The sequence below is a fragment of the Spiroplasma endosymbiont of Atherix ibis genome (genome assembly GCF_964020005.1).
In the GTDB taxonomy this organism is placed as follows: domain Bacteria; phylum Bacillota_I; class Bacilli_A; order Mycoplasmatales; family Mycoplasmataceae; genus Spiroplasma_A.
Map to the genome: position 1 here is coordinate 317,729 of NZ_OZ026474.1, position 25,370 is coordinate 343,098.

Genomic DNA, 25,370 nt, shown 5'->3' on the forward strand with positions numbered 1-25,370 from the left:
TATAGAGGGAACGTTTTTTTTTTTTTTTATCATTTTTTATTTATTCTAATTTTATCATTATTATAAAAATCTAATCATGCTCATGCTATTTTTAAGCATTGATTGATGTTTTCAATATGACATGTTCTTATAGTTTCATCTTTTAAACGACTATGAAAACTTTCATGCTTGCCATTATGATGAGTTGTTCCTGGTTTTGAATAACTTCTAATGATTTGCAAATCATTACATAAATTTATGTAGTTTTCAGAAGTATATTGATTTCCATTATCTGAATGTAATAATATTGGACCTAAATATTTTTTATTTTTATATGCCATTTTTAAAGCTTCAAGCACAAAATTTGTTTTTTGATTATCTATTCTTTTAGATTTTCCTATTATTTCTCCAGTTAAATTATCTTGAACTGTGCAAATATAACCTTTTTTTGTTTTAACTGAAAATTGAGTTATGTCACTAGTTCAAATGTTTTCAAATCCCATTTCTTTTGCTTCTTTAAGATAATTTTTTCTAATAGTTTCTTTATATTTTTTAATTTCATGTTTATTTTGTTTCTTAATATAATATGCAATATGATTAAATTTTTTAAATATATGTTCTAATTTTTTGTGATTTATCCTAAAAGGTTCAATATAATTCAATTTAAAATATAAAGATCATCTTTTAGCACTATAAAGTGAGTTGAAGTGAGTAGGCATATTTATGCCTATTTTTTTTATTTATATAGTTATTGTGCCATAAAAGACATCTTTATTTTTTCATTCTATATTTAAAAAACTATTTTGAGATTTTTTTGAGTTATATCATTTATCTCATTCAATAACATCAGTTATATAATGTTCAAGTGATTCATATTTGTTATTATGAATTGTTCATTTTTTAAGTAAAGAGTGATAACTTTCAATAACAATGTTATCTGCACATGTTTTTTTCGCTCCCATTGATATAATTAAATTGTTCGAATCACAAACAGTTTTTCACGTTTTGCTTGTGTATTGAACTCCATGATCTGAGTGAATAATTATTCCACTCGGATCTTTTATTTTTTTAATAACATTAATTGCTCTTTTTAAAGTAGCAATTACAAATTTTGCAGACATTTTATAAGAAATATCTGATGAAATAACTTCTTTTGTGAATCCATCGATTATTGTTGATTTATAAGCTTTCTTTCCTTTTCAAATTAAATAAGTAATATCTGTATATAAAATTTTGTATTTTTCTTTGACAGCACTATATTTTCTTTGAACAAGATCTGGATATTCTACATTTGAATTTTGTAGTTTTCTTTTATTTGCTTTTTTTAATTGATTTTTAGCAAATCTAGCTATAATTTTATTTTCTCGCATTACTTTTCGAATTATATATGTTGAATATTTATGAGATATTTCTTTTGAAACTTGCCTATATCCAAATTGCTTTCTATTATCATTAAATACTTTTAAAATATCGTATTTTATATAATCAAATTTATTTTTTTTATCTATGAAACAATGATTTTTATATTTATCTCAATAGGATTTTTTTAAATTTAGTAACTCGAGTAGTTCCTTAATTGTTGTTTTATAATCTCTTGATTTAATAAAATTTATTTTTTCCTCTTTAGACATGTAGTTTCTCATGATTTTAAAGACTTTTTTAAGGATTCATATTTATCCTTCAAATTTTCTAATTCTGATTTATCTTATTTAGATTTTGTATTAATGCATAAATTATTATCTGTTCTATAGATTGATTGTCAGGTTCCGATTGTTTCCATTGGCACTTTATATTTTTTATAAGCTTTTGTTACACCGTTTTCATTTGCATAAAAGTATTACATCTACTTTAAATTCTTCACTATATTTACTAAATTTTTGACCAAGTTTTGCCATATTTTTTTCTTCCTTTTAAATATTTTACATAAATTTTAATGCCTACTTTTTTCAACTCAGTCTACTATAAGCACTAAGAAAATTATTTTTTTCAATTTCTGAAATCACTAAATTCATAATTCTTGTATCATTGAGGAAATTCATTAAAGTTTTATTTTCTTTATATGTTGATGTTCTATTGATATTTAAAATTTTGCAAATTATTGTTCGATTATATTTCGTATTTATTAATAATTCCTGAATTATTTCTTTTTGGTTTCGCCCTTGGAGGCTCATTGCTTTTTTAAAATATTATTCTCCTTAATTAATTCTTTATTATAGTCGAATAGAACTCCTATAAACAAATCATTTGCATTTTGAGATATGCTGTAATCTATTTTATAAGGCAAGCGATGTTTTGCTTCACTTATCTTTGCATTTTTATATTTTTTAATTATTGTTCCAATTGATCCAGTAGTTGAGTTAAATTTTAATGCTATTTCTTTTAGAGAATAGCAATTCAAACTTAACTCAATAATTTTTTCTTTTTCTTCTTGAGTTCATTTTCTAAACTTTTGTCCTTTTTTAGCCATATATTTTTTCCTTTCTATTATTATATAAAAGTGTCTCCTAAAATGGGGGAACTTTGTCAAATAGGGCGAGGGAAAAAGTAAGGGGGTAAGAAATACCCTAAGTAAATATTAAAAAACTGCTATAAAAAGCAGTTTTTATTTTGATTAAGAAAGTAAAGGTGATCTAAACTATCTGCAAATTCGCAGTTAATAAAATTTTTGCACATATATGTGCTCTAAACCTATATAAATAAAAATAAAAAAGTCATGACAAAGCTAAAATTTAAAAAAGTTGCTAAAGCTATTAAATGCTTAACAAAATAAATGCAATTATTTTTTATAGTACCTAAATGACAAAAATAAATATAAATATCGAGATTATAATCTTAGATTGTATTCTAGAATTATTTATAAAAAATTATTTAAAAATAATCTTAATTAATTTAAACTTAAAAATTAACTTTAAATTAATTAATAATCTTTGATTATAATCGTTTGATTATAAAAAATTTAAAAACCAAATAAACAATAATAAATAAATTTTCCCCAGGGAAAAAATAGAAAGGACATCTATGGGGAGTGAAAATAAAAAAGTGTGGTTATTAAACCATTGATTTAAGGGTTGAAATAGTAATAAAACAGCATTTGCAATTCAAAGTCCTTGAAATAAAAATGGACTAATTTGAATTTACAAAAATTACTATTTATCTAGTAAATATAAGAATCGTTTTGGAATTGAAGTCAATATTATTAATTACAAAACTAAAGAAACTCATTTTTATCAAGAAATAATTTACTCTTTAGGAGAAAAACAAGTAAATCTGATTTCAGGAGAAATTTTAGCTAATTTCTTTGAAGAGTTAAATAATAAAAATTCTCAAGAGTATAGAGAATTTGTAACAAAATTTATAGGAGAAAAAATTTATGATTAAAACTAAATTCAATGTTGATCAAGATTTAGATTATATAAAATTTAATTCTTTATTTGAAAAAGTTAAACAAAAAGAAAATTTTAAAAATAATGGAATTTATATCTACGGTAAACCAGGAGTTGGTAAAACCACTTTTATTAATAAATTTGTTGAAAATTCAAAATCTAATTCTTAAATAGTTAATATCTCAAAGTGAATTAAATCACATCAACAAGCTTGAGAAAATGGTTATGAAGGAATCTATGCATCAAGTCCTAGTCGCTTAGCTCAAAAACAAATTTTAATTATTGATGATTTAGGAAGTGAATTTATTCATAAATCAACACTTCCTTATATTTACAATTTATTAAATGAAAGATTTGAAAAGAGCGAACAAGATAATACTTTAATTACAATAATTACTTCAAATTATGATATAGATAAGTTAGAAAAAAACTATAGTACTAAATCTGATAATATATCTAGTTCAAGAATAATTTCTAGATTAAAAGGAATAATTAATTTAAATATAGAATTTGAAGGCAATGATAAAAGATACTCTAATGAAATTGAAAATAAAAATTTTGAATATATTGATTTTTAATTTTCCCCAGGGAAAAAAATGGATAAAATAATATTTTTAATTGGAGTAGGAGTCACTGGCGGTCTTCTTGTTGGGAAACTAGCAAAATTTTTATCAAATAATGATAATTTAGTATTAATTGATGGAGATAAAGTTGAATATAAAAACGTTATGCGACAACCTTTTCAAATTCATGATGTTTACAATTATAAAGCTGAAAGTTTAGCTAAAAAAATAAATAGTATAAGTAGATTTAAAAATTGTTATTCTATTAATAAATTTTTAAATAAAGAGAATTCTTTATTTAAAATAATTAAATCTTTTAACAATGAATTTAATAAAGCAATAATAATAAGTTGTGTTGATAATCATAAAACTAGAATACTTATTGAAAAATCAACAGATATGTTTAAAAAATGATTATTAGAAAAAGATTTTAGTTGAATGGGATATTCTCAAACTTCAGATGTAATTTATATTGATTCAGCAAATGAAGATATTTATGGTGATATTTTAATTAATGAATTTAGAAGTAATATTTATAATTTAAAAATTGAAAAAGAAACAGAACTAAAAATATCAGAAGAAATTTGTGAATAGTTAATAAATGACGGAGTTGTTCAACAATTTGCAACAAATGATCAAGCAAGCAATTTAATTTTAAAAGTTTTATCAGATATTGATATGTATATAAAAAAGAAATATCATATTAAGTTTTGTGAATTTAATTCTAAAATTAAAAAAATTAAAGGAAGTATTAAAAATGGAAAAACATCAAATTAGTACATTTATTAATAATTTAAAAATTATTAAAGATTGTAATGTAGAAAGAATCTATTTTTTGAAAAAACATATTATAAATAAAATTTATTTGTTAGCTTGACAAAGAGATAAATTAATTGAAAATATTGTAGTTTATAACGAAGTGCTTATACCTAATCATAATACGTTTGATTTATATGAAACAATTTTACTTAATATAAATCAAAATTTATCAGAGCCTAATTTTATTTTTAAAAAAAATAAAAACAAACTATTTGTTACAACAAAATATTTAACTAAAATTGCTAAATATCAAAAAGAGTATTTATTAAAAAACTTTAAAAGTTCAAAAAATATAAAAATTTTAAATTTAAAAAATGAATTATAAAAGAAAGAAATATAAGAAGAACTATAATTACTAAATTTGGAGAAGTTACTTATAAAAGAACAAAGTTTATAAATAAGTACAATGGTAAATGTAGTTTCTTAGCAGATCCATATATGGAAATAGAAAAATATCAAATAATATCATTTTCTTTAGAAAAAGAAATTATTGAATCATTTAATCATGGTGAAAGTCATATTATAGTTTGAGAAAAAATTAAAAAATCAAATATTACAAAAAGAACAATATTAAATATTTTAAAACGAAATGCTAAATTTGATTTTAAAAATTTATATTTATCTAATGAAGAATTTAAAAATGATTTACCTGTTTATGTGGATATTGATGATTGTTGAACAACAGTTAGATTTAAAAATAAAAAAAGATGATTTAGAGTTAGGGTTGCTGTTGCATATCAAGGAAAACAAAAAGAAGGTAAAAGAAATAAATTAATTAATAAAAAAGTATTTTTAAAAACTTTTTTAAAAGATAAGTCATGTAATACTTATGATTATTCATATTGATTAAAAAACGAAATAGAAAAAAATTATGGAAGTTTAACTAATAAAAAATTTGTAATTTGTGGAGAGGGGGCAAATTGGATTTCAGAAATTGCAAATAATTTAGGAGCGGAATTTGTTTTAGATAAATTTCATTTATTTCAAAAAATATATTTTTGTTTTCCTTATAAAAGAAGTAAAAATAAAAGTAAATTAATGAAATTATATGAATTAGCTATTGATAAATATAAATCTAAAAATATTAAATCTTTAATTAATTTTTTATCTGAAAATATTGATTCAATTGGTTTAAAAAATGAAAGAATTAAGGAAACTATTAAATATATTTCAAATAATATTAAAGGAATTGAAAATCATTTTAAAGATTGATATATTGGATGTTTTGCTAAAAGTGCAGTAAGTCACCTAGTGAAATCCATTAAAGGTTATGGAGCTAAAATTTATAATAAAAAAACATTTGAGTTACTTATTAATTTAAAAGCAACAAAAATTAATAATATTGATATTTTAGAAATAATTTATTTTAAGTTTAAAGAAAATTTAGAAGATCAAATATATGATAATTTAAAAATGTTTATTCCAAATAGGCATAATAATTTTGTAAAACGAAATTTAAAATTAGCTAAAATTCCTATTTTGGATTCTAAAAAATCTTCATATAATGAACTAATTAGAAAATTAATACATTAAATTTTTAAAATCTATTAAACTGCAAACTTGGCCTCCAAGTTCTTTTTGAGCTAGTATTTATGCTAGCACAAAAATTGCGAATGCTAGCATTTTTTTTGGTAAAAAACCCTTTAATAAAGGGTTTTCCAAAAAAAGTGATAGTATTCCTTATCCTGTTACCAAAAACTTCGTTTTTCGGTAAAAAAAGAAATTTATTTAGTTTTTTTAAATTATTTATGTTAATATTTTTGTGAAATAAAAAACTCGAAATTTGCAGTTTTTAAATATTTACTTGAATATGGTTTAAATTTGATTAATTCAAATTAATTAATATGGCCATCACCCCCTTAATATTTCCCACAACCGTCAAATAAAGCTATTTGATTTTTTTTTTTTTTTTAAATATAATTAAAAAATAGAAAATAATTTAGAGGAATTATATATGAAAAAATTATTAAGCATTTTAGGAGCATTAACTTTAACATCGTTACCTATAACTTCTGTTGCTAGTTGTTTTTCAAGTACTGGTTCAGATAATAAATTTGGAGATTTTGAATTACAAACTGGAAATAAGTGAAAGGGAAATGGTCAAATTTCAGAAGAACTTACAAAATTAAAATCTACTTCTGTAAAATTACAAAAATTACAAGATGTTTTGTATACTGATTATTCAAAATCAAGTAAATCAAATTATTTAGCTAATTTATCTAATATTGAAAAAACATTAGGTTATAAAAATAAATTAATTAAGGAAAAATATCTTCAAACTAAAGATCATTTAAAATTTAATCCTTATACAGATATGGGTATAGTTGAAGATACTGCAGAATATTTAATGAAAGATAAAGGTGTAGGAGGAGCTAATAGAGCTAAAGCAGAAAAATGATTGGAAGGTAAAAACAATGCTGTTTATAATGATGTAGGTGAATATGTTACTAAGTACTTTAATGATGGAAATCAAGAAGGAAATGGTATTAAATTAGGATTCATGCAAAATGCTTCAGATACTGGAGAGTTATTTCCTATGTGAAATGCTGCTCCTTCACAAGGAAGTAAAAAAGGTATTTTAGAAACAGGAAAAAAACAAAAAATATTACAATATCTTTTGGACCATTTGCAAATTCATTATGACATACTGCATATATTAATAATAAAACACCAGAAGAATTAGCAACTACTATTAAAACTGTTGGTGATAGATATAAAACAAATAAATTTGATTTATATTTTTCAGCACCATATTTAGCTAAAAAAGGTCAATATGGAGATTCTCAAAGATTATTGGCAAGTGCTTTAAAAATTTTAATGGAATCAGAATCAGGATATGATATTACATTATCATTAGTTGTTTCAACTAAAGATGGTGTTGGAATTAAACCAGAATGAACATCAATGAAAGAAGTTGGAGATGAAGGATATCCTTTATGAAATTTTATAGAATATTTAGGTATGAATTTTAGATTAAATTTAATTACATATTTAACTAATAGTCCTGAAAATGGATCTAAATATGAAACTGATTGAGAATTAAAATTAATTGAAGAAGCAATTAAATCAACTAGAACTAATTGAGGACAAATGTATAAAAATATTCATGGAAATGATTCGGTTTCTTATACATCAGAATAAATAAGTAGAAGAATGTCAGTAACACCATGAATTGGAAGAAGAGCTGAAGAATCAGTTTATAGTTTTACAACAAAAGATGCTGCAGATTTAAGAGAATTTGCAGAAAAAGAAAAATTAGGTCAAATATCAATGTTTTATATTTCAAGAGATATTCCATCTTTATTTGAACCTAATAAAAAATCAAAACAAGGTGAACAGATTTATGGATTAGCAGATAAAAATGAGTTAGACCAAAATATTAGAAGTGGTGCAGGTTATAAAGCTAATTCATTCTCAGATCTTTTAAGTGGAAAAGCCAAAATAAGTTCTGAATTAGAAAGAGAAGCTAAAACAAAAGAAGAAATTAAAATAAATGGTGGTATAGATTATAAAGATGATATTTTAGCAAATAAAACTTTAATACCAGAATCAAATGATAGTGGAAGATAAGAAAATCCAGGAGTAGATCCTGAAAATCCAGGAGGAGGTTCATCAGGTTCAGGCAAAGGAGGAGGAAATATATTTCCTCCAACTCATCCAACTGGTCCAGGAGCAAGCTTATATAAAAGTTGAGTTCAAGCAAATCCAAATCGTAAAACAAATATTACAAATAAATTAAAAGCAAATGGTTCTACATATTTCTCACCTTATTTAGATTCAGGATTGTATGAAGGAAATAATATTGAAGGAATTAGAAAAGGAGTTTCAGGTTTTAATAATTTAACATTATCATTTGTACAACAAGTAAATAGCAGTGATAATAAAGAAATAGATTTATCAATTGAAGGTATTCCTAACAAAGATGCTAACTATGAATATTGAGAACAATATCAATTATATGAAAAAATGTTAAAACCGATGATAGAATCAAATAATTTTGAAAATATTAAAGTAGCTTATGGAGGAGCAACTACTGTTGGATATTTAGAAAAAAATCCATGAGATGTTGCTTTAAGAATGACAGGATCACAAAGAAGTTCAACTGCAACTGCAACTCCAAATGAAATTAATCAGGCTACTAGTTATTTAGAAGCTGCATTAGTTAAATATCAAGAAAATTTAGCAAAAATTGCAACAAAATATTCTAAAAAAGAACAAAAAATGCCAAAATCAATAGATTTTGATATAGAAGGTCAAGCACAATATCAAGAAGATGAATTAAAAGTACTTGGAAAAACAATGGCAAATATGAAGAAAAAAGATTCTTCATGAGACTTTTCATTAACTCTTCCTGTACTTCCAACAGGTTTAACAAATGTTGGATATAATGTAATGAACATTATCAATAAAGAATTTAAAGCAGCTGGTTTATCTCAAAATCAAGTTCCAATTGTTAACTTAATGTTAATGGATTATTTTGATCCAATTTATGTTAGTGCAAAAGCAAAAGGAGAAACAAACTTTGATTTAGCAAAGCAAGCAATTGAAAATACAAGAAATAATTTAGCTACTTCTTTAGAAGAAAATTGAGGTACTATAGGAGTAAAAGCTAATAAATTATATTCATTAATTGGAGCAACTCCAATGATCGGTGTTAACGATACTGTTCAAGGTGTATTTACTCTTGAAGATGCAAAGGAATTATATAATTATGCTCAAGTAAGAAATTTAGCATATATAGGAATGTGATCAATGAATGATGATAGAGGAAGACAGAATAATAGACATGTTAATAAATCCCTTGTTACTCATGGATTAGCTTATTTAGAAGAATATGATTTTGCAAGAGCATTCTCTGGAGATTGAACAGATAAAGTAAAAGTTCCAAGAAAAGAATGAATTATTAATTAGATGTATATTTAAAAATTAAATATTTTACTATAAGTGAAATATTTAATTTTTTCTTTTTTTATTATAACCTTATTTTTGGGGCAAGTTGTAAAAGATTTATTTATATATATACTAATTATTAGAAGAGGTGTTTATTATGGGTTTTAATATGGGTATGGTTGTTTCATATAATCAACAAAATTATGTAATAATTGAAATAATTGAAAAACAAGTTACTTATGGATTTATTAAATTTTTGAAACTTAAAAATTTAATAAATCAAGAAATTTTAACTGTTAATTCACAAAAAGTTAATCATATTGAATTAAAGGGAAGTCAAAAAAAACCAGAAGTTAATTTTGAAAATGAATTAACTGATACTAGTTATATTGAATCATTATTTCCAGAAATAATGTCAGAGACAGATAGTGAAGATCTTAGTATTTTTGATTTATCAGGAGAAAATGCATTTATTTTAGATGATGTTATTTTTGAAGAAGAAAATGATAATTTGGAAATTCAAAATAATTTGGATTCTTTAGAAAAAGCACAAAACACTTCTAGTGTTGGTTTAGTTGAAAATTTTCAAACACCAGAAATTAACATACATTTAACACCAAGAAGAGTAGCAAGTTTTGAAAAACTTTCACCCGTTAATGATACTTTTAGCAATTTAAAGATAGTTGGCGAATTTACAACTGAAACATCTGAAATAATTCCAAGAAGAGTATTTAATGAACAAAAAAAACAAGAACAATTACATAAACAAATAAAAAATAAAAATTCTGAAGATCAAGTTATTGAAAAAGTAAATAATAATAATAATAAATTTGAAAATATTAAAATAAATAAAGAAGTTAAATTAGAGTCTTTTAATGAAATAAAATCAAATAATTCGGAAAAAGAAATAATCAATGAAAATATTAATTTATTAAAACAAGATAAAAATCAATATGAAAAACAAGAATTATTTCCGAATTTTGAAAAAGAAGTCACTATAAATAAATTAGAAAAAAATATATCTAATTCTTCTTTAAAAGAAGATCACTTTGATACTCTTGAAACAGGACCTTTAAATACAAAAAAATTCTTTGAAAATTTTAATAAGCAAAAAAAAATACATGATGATTTTAATAGTCAATTTAAAAATAATAATGAAAACACAAATACAATATTTGGAATTAACAATAAATTTGATCAAAATTCACTAAAAAACTCTAAAATTTATAAAAAATTTAAATTAATGAGTAGATTATTAATTTTATTTTTAGTATTAGCTTTAATTACTCCAATTATTGGAATTTTTGTAAAAGCAGCTTTAGAATTAGTTAAAAATAAAATTATTGATTTAAAAGTTTTATTTTCATTTGATTTATCAATAGTAATTAATATAACTATAATCTCACTATCAATTTTAATGTTAACTATATTTAGTATTTATTTAGTATTTTATTTAATTTCAATAAATGATAAACAATATAAGAAAATTGCATTTTATAATTTCCAATTAAAAAATAATATTGAAATTATAGACTCTATTCAAGAATATAACAATGAATCAAGTATTTATTTACTTAAAGTTCATAATGAAATTAAAAAAATTAAAAAAGATATCAAAAAAACTAATAAACATTATTCAAATCAATCAATATCAAATAATAAAGAAGAAAATCAAAAAGTTTCCCATTAAAAAGTTATTTAAGTGACTTTTTAATTTTTATTTGTAATAAAATATATATTGAGGTGCAAAATGCAAGATTGAGATTTAAAAATTTTATTTCCTTTACTATTCATAGTATGTATTACTTCTATGATCTTTTTGTGTATGAAAGAAAAACTACAAAGGGGAGCATTTTTATGAATAGCTCAAATAATTTTATTCTGAATTGCAGCAGGTTTTATTGGAAATCAAATAAAAAGTCAAATTAACTCTTTAAACTCAGTAAGCTTTATAGTTGCAAGTGTTTTTACAACTTCACTTTTTTTAATTATATTAAAACCTCTTGCAACATTTTCAACTGGTATATTAAAAAATAGAAAAATATGAATACAAATAAGTAGTCTAATTATGGTTGTTTTACTATTTTTAATATGTTTGTTTAATTTACCACTATGAGCTTTAATAATAGTATCTCTTTTATTTTCTTTTTGTTTAGCAAGCTCAACTTTATTTTATTTATTTTTAAATGAACAAAATTTTTATAGAATATATATTTTACCCTCTATTTGAATAACATTTGTTTTTATAACTTTTTCAACAACTTTTGGTATATATTTAAGTAATTTAAATATAGTTATTGGAAATAGTTCAAAAATTTCAAATATTTTATTATTTATTATATTGACTTTAATGATTTGCTCAGGTTTAGTTTTAAGTTTTTTAACAAAAGAAAATAAAAATATGGTTCAAACTTTTGATCAAGAAATATTAGAAAATCTTCCTAAAAAAAATAACGGCTTATTTTTAATTATTTACTTATTAGCTTTTCTTTTAACAATAACAAGTGCAATAAATAATTCTTTATTCATAAAATTATATATAGCATTAAATTTAAAAGATTTAAATTTCAATAATGAAGTAATAAGAATATGGCTCAGAATTAATGATTTTGCTTATTTAATTCCAACAATAATAGCTTCAGTTATAAGCTATAAACTTTTAAGAAAATTTTTTGAACAAAAATATTTAATATTTTTAAATATGTTCGTATTATTTGCTACTTATACTGCTATGGCTTTTGTTCAAAATCCTTTTATTTTTATAGTTTTAAATATTATTGCAGGAATTTGTTTTAATCAAATTATATATTCTTTATTTTCAGCTTGTTTATTTTGAAATTATAGAGCAAAAATAAATCCAGTAACAGGATTTTATGGAAGTGCTATGTTTGCAAGTTATTTTATTATTGATTCTATTCAAAGCACATTATCTGATTTAAAAATTGGAATATTTAAAAATTTTTCAAATTTAGAAGAACTTTTAAATAAAGATTTCGATTTAAAAAATGCATTAAAAGGTTTTGATGATATTTCAACAATAATTATGTCAATTTCTTGTGTTATTATTCTTATAGTAATTTTAATATTTTATTTTATGAATAAAAAAATATTTGCAGATTATAGTAACTATAAAATTGCAACACAAAATTTAAAAATCTTAATTAAAAAAAGGGTAATAGCAAAAACTAAAACAAAATTAGATATTAAATTTATTGAGGAAGGAATAAAAGAAAGCAATGAATAAAATTTTTAATAATAATCTTGAAGTATTATTTAATTTAAATCCTTTTGAAATTAAAAGTATAAAGAATTCGGGTGTAGAAATTTTATATCAAGCTAATGGAAGTTGAAATAAAACTTGACCAATTCTTTTTCCAAATTGTGGGACAATTAATGGTATTTTAGAGCACAAAGGAAAAGAAATAGGATTAAAAAGACATGGTTTTTTTAATGAAATAAATAATTGAAAAATAATTAAAAAAAGTGATAGTAAAGTTAAAATTGAATATATTTCAAATAATAATTTTTATGCTATATATCCTTTTAAATTTTCTATAATAATAGAAATGATTTTAAAAGAAAAAATTTTTTCTTTAAATATAATTGTTAAAAATTTAGAAAATGAAAAAATGTATTTTTCTATAGGACATCATCCAGGATTTATTTTTAATCAGAATTCAAATTTGAAGTTACTGCAAGAACAATTATTTACAAATAAATTTAAATCAGGTTTAGTAGAAAATCTTGAAAAAGATATCTTAATTAGAGAAATTAATAATGAAAATATTGATTTCTCTAATAATATTTCTTATTTAACAGATAAATTTAGTGGGAAAGATATATATTTAAATAATGGTAATTTAGAATTTACTCTTAAAGTTAATAACTTTAAGAACTTAGTTTTATGAAAACAAAATAACGAAAGTGAATTTATCTGTGTTGAATATTGAAATGGTATTCCAGATATGGTTGATAAAAAATCTAATGAAATAAAAGATAAACCAGAAATTATTTCTTTGGAATCTAATGAAAGTAAGGAATTTTTATTAGAAATTCATTTTTAAAAAAAGATGCTATTGCATCTTTTTTCATTCATCATAATATTCTAAAATTAATTTTTTTAATTCTGGAACTAATTCATCTTGTTGAACAGTTTTATATATTTTTCCCTTTTTAAAAATTATTCCACCTTTGTTTCCCCCAGCAATTCCAATATCTGCTTGACTAGCTTCACCAGGTCCATTAACTACACAACCAAGGATTGCAACTTTTAATGGAAACTGAAGTTTTTCAACAAAATCTTCAACTTCTTTAACAACTTCTCTTAAAGAAAATTCTAACCTTCCACAAGTTGGACAAGCTATAACCTCAACCATATGGTGAAAAAGCCCTAATGAATTAAGTAGTCTTTTTGCAACTTTTATTTCTTCAATTGGATCTTCACTTAAACTTATTCTAATTGTACTTCCAATACCTTTTTGCAAAAGATATCCTAACCCAAAACTAGATTTTATTGCTCCATTTAGTAAACTTCCTGCTTCTGTTATTCCTAAATGCGCAGGATATTTTCAATTTTCACTTGCCATTTCATAGGCTTTAATTGCCATTAAAGGATCTGTTGCTTTTAAAGAGTAAATTATATTTCTAAAATCATATTTTTCTAAAATTTCAATATGTTCTCTAAGAGATTCAACCATTGCTTTTGCTGTTCAACCATATTTAGCAACCATATTTTTTGGTAAGCTTCCAGAGTTAACTCCAATTCTGATAGGAATGTTTTTCTCCTTACATTTTTCAACAACTGCAATTGTATTTTCTTCAATTCCAATATTTCCTGGATTAATTCTTATTTTTGCACAACCTGCATCAGCTGCTATTAAAGCAAATTTATAGTTAAAATGGATATCTGCTACGATTGGAACAGGAGAGTTATCAACTATTTCTTTTAAAGAATTTGCATCATCAATTCCTAAAACAGCAACTCTAACTATTTGGCAACCTTCTTTATAAAGAGAATTTATCTGTTTTAATGTTTCTTTTATATCATGGGTTTTTGAAGTTGTCATTGATTGAATAATAACTTCATTATTACCACCAATTTCAATATTGCCAACTTTTACTTTTCTAGTATTTACTCTATTTACCATATTTATTCACCATCAAATTGTTTCTCATAAGATATTATACACTTGTTTCTTTATATGTATTTTAGATATCAAAATAAGAGTATAAATTATTTTTATGTATAATTAATATAGTGAGAGGTGAAAAAGTGTCAAAAAAAACTACATTAAAAGATATAGTTCAAATAAATAAAATACTTGCCTCTAAACAATATAGTTCATTAAAAGAATTTAATGAATATATTGATATTATTCAAGAATATGTAGATGATACTTTTTTTAGAAATAATGCTATTGTTGAAAAATTAGTGGAATATTGTGAAAAAAGTAGTAGATATTTAGATATTAATTTTAAGTTTTTAAGTGGGATAGATTTAAATGTTGAAGATATTCATAATTATTTATCAATTACTAAAAAAGCTATAGAAAAAGTAATATTTGTAGAAGATAGTTTTTTTGAACAGTCAATATTTGTAGAAATTAAAAGTATTTTCAAGTATTTTTTAGAAAAAACTTATGAGTTAAAATCTTTAAAAAATTATGAAACTTTATATGGAGTAAATTCAGTAGAATTTCATCAACAAAATGAAAGTTTTAAATATCTTTATACAATATTTGATAAGCTTACTTATATTGCAAGACATTTAAATGATAAATATTGTAAGAAAGAGAATAATTTTATAGAAGCATTAAAATTTTCAAATGACTTTTTAAAAGATATTTCCTTTTTAACAAATAATATAAGTGATTTTCAAAAATTAAGTGATATACTTGATCAAATAACTTATTCAAAAGCTTGACATTATATTAGAAGATTGCGAAATTCTATAGAACATTATTTTGTAGACCCATCTTATAGATACAATATTTGTTTTTCTTTACAGTTATTATTTATAATTATTGGTAGAATAATTTTAGCACTAAATAAATACATTCAATCTGAAGCAGATGTTAGAAAAACTTTAGATAATTTAAAGCAACAAAAATAGGTTTAAAAGGAAAGGGTACATAAATGGATAAATGAAATAAAATAGAATTAAATAATTTTAATGGGCCTTTAGACTTATTACTTCATTTAATTAAAGATAAACAAATGGATATAATGGATATTAATCTTTTTGAACTATCTTCACAATATATTTCTTATATTAAAAAATATGAAGAATTAAATATTGAAATAGCAAGTGAATATTTAGTTATGGCTGCTTATTTAATAGAATTAAAGTCAAAATTATTAATATCAAAAGAAGAAGTTGAAATTGATTCAAGTTATGAAGAACAAGAACGAGATGAATTAATTAGAAGATTAATGGAATATCATAAAATTAAAGAAGTTACAGATTTTTTTAAAACTAAACAAGAAGAATTTTTAAAAACTTTTAGTAAATCAAAAAGTATTATAAAAATTTCAAAAATTGATGATGATAAATTACCATTAGCAGAAAATAATATTGATATTGAAAAATTTTCAAATATCTTTTTAAGAGCTATTGAAAAAAATAAATTTAAAAAAATGGAAGTTAATACAATTACTTCTGTAGAAATATCACCAGAAGAAGTGTCAGAAGATATTATAATTTTTTTTAAAAATAGTAATTTGAAAGAAATTGAACTAGGAAAACTTATTGAAATAAAGGAATTCTCAATAAAAATGATGGTAGCAACATTTTTAGCAGTATTAGATTTAGCTGCTAAAAAATTTATTACACTATCTCAAAATCAAGAAGAAGTAATTGTAAAATATTTAGATTAATAAAGTGGAGGTAAATTATGGATAATAAAAAAAGAATTTCAATTATTGAAGGCCTATTATTTGTTAATGGAGATGAAGGAACTTCAATTGAAGATCTTCAATTTATTTTAGGAGATATTAATGAAAATGAAATTAGTGATTTAATTGATCAACTAATTAAAAAATATAGTAAAGATGAATCATCTGGATTAAATATTCAAAAATTTGCTAAAAATAGATATAGAATGATTACAAAAAAAGAAAATGCTGATTTTTATGCAAAGCTTTCAAATATTAAAACTGAATCAAAGTTGTCTACTGCAAGCATTGAAACATTATCTATAATTGCTTATAGAGGACCAATTTCAAAAGCTCATGTTGAAGAAATTAGAGGAGTAAATTGTGAAACAATTTTCTATAAGTTAAAATTAAGAAATTTAATTAAAGAAGCAGGTAAATCTGATGAGGTTGGAAAACCAATGCTATATAAAGTTACACAAGACTTTTTAAAGTATTTTAATTTAAATAGTTTAGATGAATTACCTAAACTAAAAGAAACAATAGAAGAAGTAAAAGAAATTTTTACTAGAGGTTAATAATGGAAGAAAGATTGCAAAAAATTATTGCCACTAGAGGATATTGTTCAAGAAGAAGAGCAGAAGAACTTATTGTTCAAGGCAAAGTTAAAGTTAATGGCAAAATTATAAAAGAACTTGGTTCAAAATTTGATACAAATATTAAAATTGATATTAATAATAAAAGTTTAGAAGAAGTAAAAGAGAAGGTTTATTATTTATTTAATAAACCTAGATTAGTTCTAACAACTATGTATGATCCAAAAGATCGAAAAACTGTAGCAGAGTTCTTTAAGGATTCAAAATTAAGAGTTTATCCTGTTGGAAGATTAGACTATGATGTTTCTGGAGCACTTATTATGACAAATGATGGTGAGTTTGCAAATTTTGTAATGCACCCAAAATATGAGTTTAGAAAAACATATCAAGCTTTGTGCAAGGGTAAAGTACATAAATATCAAATTAAACATCTTATTGATGGTGTTATTATAGATGATAATTATAAGACAAAGGCAATTCAAGCAAAGCTTTTAAAATATGATGAAGAATATGATGAATCTGTCATAGAATTAACAATTGCTGAAGGTAGAAAGAATCATGTTAAGAAAATGCTAATAGCAGCAGATATTTTTTTGAAAAAGTTAAAAAGAACTCAAATAGAGTTTTTAACAATAGATGAATTGCCAATTGGCAAATTTAGGGAATTAAAATCTCATGAAATTAAGCAATTTTATGGAATTTATAATTCATTAAAAGTTAAAGGAGATAAGTAAAAATATGAGAATAGCTATTTTTGGTACAGTAGGTGCTGGTAAATCTACTATAAGTGAGGAAATATCAAAAAAATTAGGATATAAAGTATTTCCAGAACCAATTGACAATAATCCATACTTTGATGATTACTATAAAGATAGAAAATCAAATGTATTTAAAATGCAAATATATATGTTAACAGCAAGAAGTAAACAATTAATTGAAGCTAAAACATTGGAAAATGTTATTTTTGATAGAACAATATTAGAAGATCCAATTTTTGTTGCAACCAATTATGAAACAAAAACAATGAATGATATTGACTATAAAACATATACTGATTTTTATGAAAATGTTGTTATTCCAAATTTATCTGATAGAGCAAAATTTGATTTAGTAATTTATTTAAAAGTTTCAACAGATAAGGCAATTCAAAGAATTAGTGAAAGAGGAAGATACCAAGAACTTGATACTTCAAGAGAATATTGAGATGTTTTAAATAAAAATTATGATAATTTTTTTGAAAAAAGAAAACATCTGTTTGATTTTTTAGTAGTAGATGCAGAAACTGATGTTTTAGAAGAAAAAATGAAAGTCATAATGAATAAAATTTATGAAAAAGATTCTACTTTGAAAAAGTAAAATGAATTACTATAAAACTAAAATAATAAATTAAAGTATGAATATAAAGTTTTAATCTAGTTTTTTAGTATTAAATTATTATAAATCCCACTTATTTTGTAAATAAGTCATTTATTTTTTATCATTAATAATTTAAAATAGTTTTGAAAGAGATTCTAAGTATAAGTCAAAAAATTTCTAATTTTTAGAATAATAATTTTTAGGTTTTTATTTTTTTATAAAGAAAAAGTATAATATAAAAAGTCATTAAAATAGGAGAACTAATTATGGGAAGAGCACATGAAGTTAGAAAAGCAAGTATGGAAAAAACTGCTGCAATGAAATCAGCAATTTATGGAAGATCTTCTAAAGAAATATATATGGCAGCAAAAGCTGGAAGCAAAGATCCAGAGGCAAATTTAGCACTTAGAAGTGCAATTGATAAAGCAAAATCAAAACAAGTTCCAGCTGATGTTATTCAAAGAGCAATAAAAAAAGCAGAAGGTGGAGATGCAGACAATTATACTTCAAATAGATATGAAGGATATGGTCCTGGAAATTCAATGATAATAGTTGATTCACTTACAAATAATGTTAATAGAGCAATTGCAGAAGTTAGAGATGCATTTAATAAAAATGGAGGAAAAATTGCAAATAGTGGTGCAGTTTCTCATTCATTTCAAGCAACAAGTATATTTGCATTTGAAAATAAAAGTATTGAAGAAATATTGGAACTTTTAATGGAAACAGATTGTGAAGTAAATGATGTTCTTGAAGAAGAAGAATTAACAGTTGTTTATGCTTCATTTCAATCTTTTAATGCAATTAAAATAGCATTAGAAAATGTAGGAATTAAAGATTATAAAATAGCTGAAACAACAATGTTAGCTGATGAAATGATTACAATAATAAATTCTGAAGAAAAGATAAAATTCGATAAATTAATAGATAAATTAAATGAACTTGAAGATGTTCAAGATATTTATCATAATGTTGAATTATAAAGGTAAATTTAAAAATAATTAAAAAAATATTTTTATTAATAATCATATTAGTTCAATCTATTTTAATAAGTTTCTCTTTATTTATTTATTTTAATAAATCGAATTTAGAAAGAAATGTATATTTAGATTTTAAATTAACAGATAAAATGAAAGAATATTATAAAGGTAAAAGAAAAATACATGCATTTTCTGCAGATGCCTATGAAAATTTTGCATTGTATGTTCCAAAAGAGGAAAGTAATTCTTTAGAAAATGCAAAATTTTATGGAGATGTTGAAAAATATAATTATTTAGAAAATAATCAAATAATAGATATTTGAGAAAATGATTTTAATATGGCACAAATAGTAGTTTTAATGAATGAAGAATTTGACTCTTTAAGTGTAGAATTAGAAAATGAAGATAAACTAGATGATAGTTTAAAAATTGAATATGGTTTTAATGAATTTGTATATTCAAGCGATTATAAACTTACAAATGGAATGGCAAATCCATTTGGAATTAAACAAACTTTGCTAGTTCCTGAAAAAGTTACAGATAATAAAGAAATAGATAAAGTTTATAAAAATACAGTTTATATAATTAATGTTTCTGTTTATTCAACTTTAATAAAACAAAGTCAAGTTAAAGAACTAAAATTTAAAATAGCTGGTAAAAAAGATGGAAAAACTTTAATTGAAAAAAATTCAATAAATTTAAATATATTTAGTATTAATTATGATAATTATAAACAATCAGATTATAATTTATTTTATTTTCCAGAATGAACATCATTTTATTATAATAGTGTCTTTGTAAATAAAGATAGTAAAAAAAATTATGGACGTCCAGATTTTATTAAAGATGAATATGATTTTAATGAATATATAGATTTTAATTGAGACTTATATTGAAAAAATGAATATGATTCATTATCTAAACTTGGCATGGATTCATTTCAATTAAGAATGGATGATTATTGAAATAGTAATTGAAATGATAAAAGAGATTTTCATAATCCCTGAACAATTAGAAGAAAATCTTTAAATTTTATTCCATGAAGATATAAAGGTAGTTTTGATACAAAAAATTGAAAAAAAGAATTAATTACTTTTGATGAAATTAAAAATGGCTTAGAAATAAAAAAAGATGATTGAAATTAACTTGATAAATATTTAAATTTATTAGCTCAAGCTGGAATGAAACATGGATTTATTAATTCTAAATAAAAAAGAAAATAATAATAAATAAAAAATATAATATTAAAAAAGTATAGAGAATAAATCCTCTATACTTTTTTAATAAAATTGTTATGTTTACTAAATTATCAAATTTTAATTATTTTTTCTTTTTCTAAATACATTCCATCACTAGGTTGAGTTTTATAAATTTCGTGGAAATCATCAATATTTATTAATACTCCATTACATCTAAATTCTTCTGGAGAGTGTGGATCAATTAATAATCTAGTATTTTTTAATTCATCTGTAGATTTTCTCATTCAAATTTTTGCATAATTTTCAAAAAATAATTTAATATCTTCTTTACATTGTTCTTTGCAAATATCTAATGCAGCTGCAACTCCACTCAAGTCACCAATATTTTCTCCTAATGTTAGTTTACCATTTATATTAGTTCCATTAATTTCATATTTATTATATTGATCAACTAATTTTTCTGTTCTTAAACTATATTGTTTATAATCTTCTTCTGTTCATCAATTCTCAAAGTTACCATTTTTATCAAACTTACTTCCTTCATCATCAAATCCATGACTTACTTCATGACCAATTACTGCTCCAATTCCCCCAAGATTTTTAGCTTTTGGTTCTTTAATATCGTAAAATGGTTTTTGTAAAATTCCTGCAGGGAAACAAATTTCATTTGAACTAGGTTTATAATATGCATTAACTGTTTGTGGATTCATATGTCATTTTGCTTTATCTACTGGTAAATTAATTTCTTTTAAATCTTTTTCAATAAAATATTTTGAAAGATTTTTTATATTTTCATATAAACTACCACCTTGTTCATAGTTTTTTATTTCAATTGCTGAATAATCTTCAAATTTATCTGGATAACCAATTTTAATTGTAAATGAGTTTAACTTTTCAATTGCTTTTTCTTTTGTTGTTTGACCCATTCATTCTAAATTATTAATTCTTTTTGAATAAACTTTAATTAAATCTTTTACTATTTTTAAAACATCTTCTTTTGCTTCTTTTGAAAAGTGTTTTTTTACATATTCTTTTCCTAATAATTCTCCAAGAGTAGAATTTGTAAACTCTACAGCTCTATCTATTTCTGGTTTCATTTCTTTTACACCACTAAATACACTTGAATATTTAAAGTTTTCTTCATACAAGTCTAAACTTAATATTGAAGATGAAGCTATTAGGGTTTTTATTTTTAGAAAATCTTTTAAATCTTCTAAACTTATATTGTTTAACATTTCATTTAGTTTTTTCATAAATTTAGGTTCAAATAATATAAAAATTGAAGCTTTTGCATATCCTATTTTAGTTAAATATTCTTCTCAATTAATAAATGGACAATGATTATTTAATTCTTTTAATGTAACTACATTATAAATATTTTCAGGACTTCTAAGTTCTTCTTGTTTCAACATACTTTGTGATATTTCTTTTTCAAAGTTATAAATTAAATCAAAAATATTTTTTGTATTAAATTTTAATTTTGAAATTTTTGTCATATTTTCTAAGTAAGTTTTGTATCTAGTTTTAATTTCTTTATGTCTTGGGTGAGTTTTATCATAAAAATCTCTATCTGTCATTCCCAAACCCATTGAACCTATCATTAGAGCTCTAATATTACTATTTTTAAAATCAGAATCTACTGATTTAGAATGAAAAAATGATATATTAAATTCTTTAAAACACTTTATTAAGAAATTAGTAAAGTCTTCTTTTTTATTTAATGAATCAATTTTAACAATAATATCTTTAATTTGCTCAATTCCTTGTTTATTTCTCATTTCTTGGTTTAAATAGTTTTTGAAAATATTAATAATTTTTTCCTGATCTGAGTTTAAATTTTTTTCATTTTTTTTAAATTCTAATATCATTTCTTTAATATCATCTATTGATTTTTTATGTAACATTTCAAAACTTCCTCATGATGGATAACCACTTGGTAGTTCTGTATTATCAATTCATTCTTTGTTGATATGATCAAAGAAATTATCTTGTGCTTTTATTTTTGACATAATTTTTTTCTCCTTTTACATATAAGATTATAGAAGTAATATAAAAATAAACAATAGCAAGAAGAATAATCTTATATTAACTATAATTAAGCAATTCAATTATTTTGCTATAATTATTAAATAAGAGGTATTAAAATGAACAGAGATATAGTCTTGTTAAGAACTGTTGAAGTGGCTGCTATAGCTTCATATAAATATATTGGCAAAAAAGATAAGAATTTAGTTGATAAAGCTGCTGTTGAGGCATTTGAAGTTATGCTAAAAAATGAAAAAGGTTTTAGATTAAAAGTAGTTAATGGAGAAGGCGAATTAGATCAAGCTCCAATGTTGTTTGTTGGACAATTACTTGGAGATTTTGATGATCCTAGTGTTATGACTTATGATGTTAGTGTTGATCCAGTAGAAGGAACTCATCCAGCTGCATATAATTTTGCAGGAAGTATTGCAACCATTGCATTTTCAAGAGAAAATACTATGTTACAATTACCAGAAATGTATATGGAAAAATTATTTGTTAGTACTGAATTTATTAATGAAATTGATTTAAATAAAGGACTAGTACAGTCAATTCAAAATATGCAAAAAAAAGCTGATAGAAAAGATTTGAAATGTATTATTTTAGACAAACCTCGTCATAAAAAAATTATTAAAAAAATGAATGATTTGGGAATAATAATAAGACTTATTCAAGATGGAGATGTTCTAGCTGCAATTGATGTAGTAAATGGAGATGCTGATTTTGTTTATGGAATTGGAGGAGCACCAGAAGGTTCTTTAATGGCTGCACTTGCAATTTCTGCAGGATGCAAAATGCAATCAAAACTTGTAAAATATGAAGAAATTTGACCAAATGAAAACGAAAGTAAAGCAAGAATGGAAAAAGAAAAAGCTTGACTTGAAAAACATAATTTAGATTTTGAATCAATTTTGGATGACTTAGATTTAGTAGCAGATCACAGAACTAGATTTTTTGCTGCAGGTTTAACAGCTGGGGGAAGTTTAAAACCAGTTGATTATAAAAATGGTAAATTTTATGTAAATGCATTTATGTCTTCACATGGAATTGTAAGAAATTTTAATTCAGTTTATGATGTAAAAAAAGTAAATGATTTAAAACCTGAAATTAAATTTTTATTTGATAAATATAAAAGATAGTTTTTAAAGATATATAATATATTAAAGAGAAGGTGAATTTATGGACTCGCTAACTAAAGTATTACTAATAGCTTTAGGGCTTTCATTAATAACGTTAATAACAATAAGAATATTTAATACATTTAGTTTGAATAGAATTGTTATTCATGAAATTAACTCTGCAGATAACAATATTTCAAGTAGCAAAATTGATGCATTAATTGCAAAATTTAAAGTATATTTAAAGATTGAAGAATTAAATATAAGTTATGGAGAAACAGAAAGTTATTATAGAATTAATCAAATGTTAAGCAAAAGAAAAAAACAAATTACAATTCCAAAATGGATTATGCCAAGTGTTGGCTATGAATTGGATTATATTTTAGCAAGTATTTGATTTAATGCTAAATTATATCAAAGAGATAAAGAAATAAAAAAAATTCAATTAATTTTAAAGTGAATACCTTTATTTTTATATATAGTGTATTTTTTAACTTTTATATTATCTTTTGTAATTTATTTTTTGGACAAACAATCTATTATACAAGCAACTTCTTCAAAATTATTAATATTTATTTTCTCTAAACCTTTGTTTGAACTAATAGCTATTATAGTATTTTTAGCTATAATTATTTTAATTTTTAGTTCTAATATTTTAAAAATAAGATTAGAAGAAAAGTATGAAAAAGAAATAATTAGTTTTGTAAAAAACGAATGTGAAAGTTATAAAATGGATATATCTGCAGCTAGAATATATGCAAAAAGCTTTAATAAATTAGATTTTAAAATTTTTAGATTTAATGCAAAAACATCTAATTTAAAATTTGTAGGACCTTTTACAATATTATAAAAATATCTATAATATAAATATTTTAAATTAATGTGTATAAAAAAATATAAATAGAGTTTTATCAAAAAAAGAAAAAAGAAAGCTTTTGTTTGCTTTCTTTTTTGTTTACTATTTTGTCAATATTTTAAAAACTTAGTTTTTTATTATCCTTGACCAAGTCCTTTTTTCTTTCACTCTGCCATTATTTCTTCTTTACCATTTGGTTTAGAATATCTATCTTTATATTCTTGATATCTTTCTTTACATTCTTTTAATTCATGCATTGCTTCTTCTGCAGTTCCTCAACCATTAATTTTAACTTCTTTTTTTTGCAAAGATTTATATTGTAAAAAGAAGTTTTCAATTTCATCTTTTAAATGTTGTGGTACATCTTTTAAAGTTTTATATGTATCAAATCTTCTATCATCTGCAAAAACACCAAATAGTTTTGTATCAATTTCTCCTGCATCAATCATTTTAATTGAACCTAAAATTCTTACATTAACTCCAACTCCTGGAAGAGTAGGGTAAGTTACAAGACTTATAACATCTAATGGATCTCCATCTCAATCAAGAGTATTTGGCACAAAACCATATTCTCCTGGATAAAAATTAGCTCCATATAAAACTCTATCTAAACTAATTTCATTAGTATTAATATCATATTCATATTTATTTGAACTACCTTTTGGTATTTCAACTATCATTTTAATCACATTATTTTCCATTATTAAAATCTCCTCTACAAAATAATTTTATA

The 25,370-nt window shown here is 22.5% G+C and carries 28 protein-coding genes; 21 read left to right on the forward strand and 7 right to left on the reverse strand.

Annotated features, from left to right (window positions below; genetic code table 4):
• Positions 1 to 26 precede the first annotated feature (26 nt).
• The 4 genes from AACK92_RS01760 to AACK92_RS01775 all read right to left on the reverse strand — a co-directional run bounded on the left by AACK92_RS01760 (position 27) and on the right by AACK92_RS01775 (position 2,446).
• Complete coding sequence (locus AACK92_RS01760; protein ID WP_339021405.1) at positions 27 to 698, reverse strand: DDE-type integrase/transposase/recombinase; 672 nt, start codon at positions 696 to 698, stop codon at positions 27 to 29.
• Between the two features lie 21 nt (positions 699 to 719).
• Entirely contained in the window at positions 720 to 1,610 is an 891-nt protein-coding gene (locus AACK92_RS01765; RefSeq protein ID WP_339021407.1) for an IS3 family transposase, read from the reverse strand.
• Between the two features lie 306 nt (positions 1,611 to 1,916).
• The gene (locus AACK92_RS01770) at positions 1,917 to 2,150 is read right to left on the reverse strand and encodes a hypothetical protein (RefSeq protein ID WP_339021408.1); all 234 of its coding nucleotides are present in this window, start codon (positions 2,148 to 2,150) and stop codon (positions 1,917 to 1,919) included.
• The gene (locus tag AACK92_RS01775; RefSeq protein WP_339021409.1) at positions 2,117 to 2,446 is read right to left on the reverse strand and encodes a helix-turn-helix domain-containing protein; all 330 of its coding nucleotides are present in this window, start codon (positions 2,444 to 2,446) and stop codon (positions 2,117 to 2,119) included. The genes AACK92_RS01770 and AACK92_RS01775 overlap by 34 nt, the downstream gene beginning before the upstream one ends.
• A 551-nt stretch (positions 2,447 to 2,997) precedes the next feature.
• Between AACK92_RS01775 and AACK92_RS01780 the strand changes: the two genes are divergently transcribed.
• From AACK92_RS01780 to AACK92_RS01835, 12 genes are all read left to right on the forward strand, one after another.
• Positions 2,998 to 3,357 (forward strand): hypothetical protein, encoded by a 360-nt coding sequence (locus AACK92_RS01780; RefSeq protein WP_339021410.1) that lies wholly within the window; start codon positions 2,998 to 3,000, stop codon positions 3,355 to 3,357.
• Positions 3,350 to 3,532, forward strand: a complete 183-nt coding sequence (locus AACK92_RS01785; RefSeq protein WP_339021412.1) for an ATP-binding protein — start codon at positions 3,350 to 3,352, stop codon at positions 3,530 to 3,532. The genes AACK92_RS01780 and AACK92_RS01785 overlap by 8 nt, the downstream gene beginning before the upstream one ends.
• A gap of 426 nt (positions 3,533 to 3,958) precedes the next feature.
• Positions 3,959 to 4,519, forward strand: coding sequence for a ThiF family adenylyltransferase (locus tag AACK92_RS01790; protein WP_339021414.1), 561 nt, complete (start codon positions 3,959 to 3,961; stop codon positions 4,517 to 4,519).
• A 163-nt stretch (positions 4,520 to 4,682) separates the two neighbouring features.
• Positions 4,683 to 5,069 (forward strand): hypothetical protein, encoded by a 387-nt coding sequence (locus AACK92_RS01795; RefSeq protein WP_339021415.1) that lies wholly within the window; start codon positions 4,683 to 4,685, stop codon positions 5,067 to 5,069.
• Between the two features lie 11 nt (positions 5,070 to 5,080).
• Entirely contained in the window at positions 5,081 to 6,277 is a 1,197-nt protein-coding gene (locus AACK92_RS01800; protein WP_339021747.1) for an Mbov_0401 family ICE element transposase-like protein, read from the forward strand.
• Positions 6,278 to 6,698: 421 nt separating this feature from the next.
• On the forward strand, positions 6,699 to 7,427 hold the full coding sequence (locus tag AACK92_RS01805; RefSeq protein WP_339021416.1) for a hypothetical protein: 729 nt from the start codon (positions 6,699 to 6,701) through the stop codon (positions 7,425 to 7,427).
• Between the two features lie 110 nt (positions 7,428 to 7,537).
• A complete protein-coding gene (locus AACK92_RS01810) occupies positions 7,538 to 7,885 on the forward strand; it encodes a hypothetical protein (RefSeq protein WP_339021417.1) in 348 nt (115 codons plus the stop codon).
• A 12-nt stretch (positions 7,886 to 7,897) separates the two neighbouring features.
• The gene (locus tag AACK92_RS01815) at positions 7,898 to 8,314 is read left to right on the forward strand and encodes a hypothetical protein (RefSeq protein ID WP_339021419.1); all 417 of its coding nucleotides are present in this window, start codon (positions 7,898 to 7,900) and stop codon (positions 8,312 to 8,314) included.
• 213 nt (positions 8,315 to 8,527) lie between these two features.
• Entirely contained in the window at positions 8,528 to 9,655 is a 1,128-nt protein-coding gene (locus AACK92_RS01820; RefSeq protein WP_339021421.1) for a hypothetical protein, read from the forward strand.
• 136 nt (positions 9,656 to 9,791) lie between these two features.
• Positions 9,792 to 11,324, forward strand: coding sequence for a hypothetical protein (locus AACK92_RS01825; protein WP_339021422.1), 1,533 nt, complete (start codon positions 9,792 to 9,794; stop codon positions 11,322 to 11,324).
• 60 nt (positions 11,325 to 11,384) lie between these two features.
• The gene (locus AACK92_RS01830) at positions 11,385 to 12,878 is read left to right on the forward strand and encodes a hypothetical protein (protein WP_339021424.1); all 1,494 of its coding nucleotides are present in this window, start codon (positions 11,385 to 11,387) and stop codon (positions 12,876 to 12,878) included.
• Positions 12,871 to 13,698, forward strand: coding sequence for a hypothetical protein (locus tag AACK92_RS01835; RefSeq protein ID WP_339021425.1), 828 nt, complete (start codon positions 12,871 to 12,873; stop codon positions 13,696 to 13,698). The genes AACK92_RS01830 and AACK92_RS01835 overlap by 8 nt, the downstream gene beginning before the upstream one ends.
• Before the next feature lie 9 nt (positions 13,699 to 13,707).
• Here the strand turns inward: AACK92_RS01835 and ispG are convergent, their stop codons facing one another.
• Positions 13,708 to 14,781, reverse strand: coding sequence for a flavodoxin-dependent (E)-4-hydroxy-3-methylbut-2-enyl-diphosphate synthase (gene ispG, locus AACK92_RS01840; protein ID WP_339021426.1), 1,074 nt, complete (start codon positions 14,779 to 14,781; stop codon positions 13,708 to 13,710).
• 125 nt (positions 14,782 to 14,906) lie between these two features.
• Between ispG and AACK92_RS01845 the strand changes: the two genes are divergently transcribed.
• The 7 genes from AACK92_RS01845 (at position 14,907) to AACK92_RS01875 (ending at position 20,584) form a co-directional block, all read left to right on the forward strand.
• On the forward strand, positions 14,907 to 15,746 hold the full coding sequence (locus tag AACK92_RS01845; protein WP_339021428.1) for a hypothetical protein: 840 nt from the start codon (positions 14,907 to 14,909) through the stop codon (positions 15,744 to 15,746).
• 23 nt (positions 15,747 to 15,769) lie between these two features.
• Complete coding sequence (locus tag AACK92_RS01850) at positions 15,770 to 16,510, forward strand: segregation and condensation protein A (protein WP_339021429.1); 741 nt, start codon at positions 15,770 to 15,772, stop codon at positions 16,508 to 16,510.
• 17 nt (positions 16,511 to 16,527) lie between these two features.
• A complete protein-coding gene (gene scpB, locus AACK92_RS01855; protein WP_339021431.1) occupies positions 16,528 to 17,085 on the forward strand; it encodes an SMC-Scp complex subunit ScpB in 558 nt (185 codons plus the stop codon).
• Positions 17,085 to 17,837, forward strand: coding sequence for a pseudouridine synthase (locus tag AACK92_RS01860; RefSeq protein ID WP_422397879.1), 753 nt, complete (start codon positions 17,085 to 17,087; stop codon positions 17,835 to 17,837). The genes scpB and AACK92_RS01860 overlap by 1 nt, the downstream gene beginning before the upstream one ends.
• A 4-nt stretch (positions 17,838 to 17,841) precedes the next feature.
• Positions 17,842 to 18,459 (forward strand): deoxynucleoside kinase, encoded by a 618-nt coding sequence (locus tag AACK92_RS01865; RefSeq protein ID WP_339021434.1) that lies wholly within the window; start codon positions 17,842 to 17,844, stop codon positions 18,457 to 18,459.
• 266 nt (positions 18,460 to 18,725) lie between these two features.
• Entirely contained in the window at positions 18,726 to 19,442 is a 717-nt protein-coding gene (locus AACK92_RS01870; protein ID WP_339021436.1) for a YebC/PmpR family DNA-binding transcriptional regulator, read from the forward strand.
• Between the two features lie 146 nt (positions 19,443 to 19,588).
• Positions 19,589 to 20,584: a hypothetical protein gene (locus tag AACK92_RS01875; protein WP_339021438.1), complete on the forward strand. Its 996-nt coding sequence runs from the start codon at positions 19,589 to 19,591 to the stop codon at positions 20,582 to 20,584.
• A 161-nt stretch (positions 20,585 to 20,745) separates the two neighbouring features.
• Here the strand turns inward: AACK92_RS01875 and AACK92_RS01880 are convergent, their stop codons facing one another.
• Positions 20,746 to 22,647 carry a M13 family metallopeptidase gene (locus AACK92_RS01880; protein ID WP_339021440.1) on the reverse strand — a complete coding sequence of 634 codons (1,902 nt, stop codon included), beginning with the start codon at positions 22,645 to 22,647 and terminating at the stop codon, positions 20,746 to 20,748.
• Between the two features lie 135 nt (positions 22,648 to 22,782).
• Here AACK92_RS01880 and AACK92_RS01885 point away from each other — a divergent pair, with 135 nt between their 5' ends.
• Positions 22,783 to 23,802, forward strand: coding sequence for a fructose-bisphosphatase class II family protein (locus tag AACK92_RS01885; protein WP_339021442.1), 1,020 nt, complete (start codon positions 22,783 to 22,785; stop codon positions 23,800 to 23,802).
• A 40-nt stretch (positions 23,803 to 23,842) separates the two neighbouring features.
• Complete coding sequence (locus tag AACK92_RS01890; protein WP_339021443.1) at positions 23,843 to 24,631, forward strand: hypothetical protein; 789 nt, start codon at positions 23,843 to 23,845, stop codon at positions 24,629 to 24,631.
• A gap of 143 nt (positions 24,632 to 24,774) precedes the next feature.
• Here the strand turns inward: AACK92_RS01890 and AACK92_RS01895 are convergent, their stop codons facing one another.
• Positions 24,775 to 25,338: an inorganic diphosphatase gene (locus AACK92_RS01895; RefSeq protein WP_339021444.1), complete on the reverse strand. Its 564-nt coding sequence runs from the start codon at positions 25,336 to 25,338 to the stop codon at positions 24,775 to 24,777.
• Positions 25,339 to 25,370 lie beyond the last annotated feature (32 nt).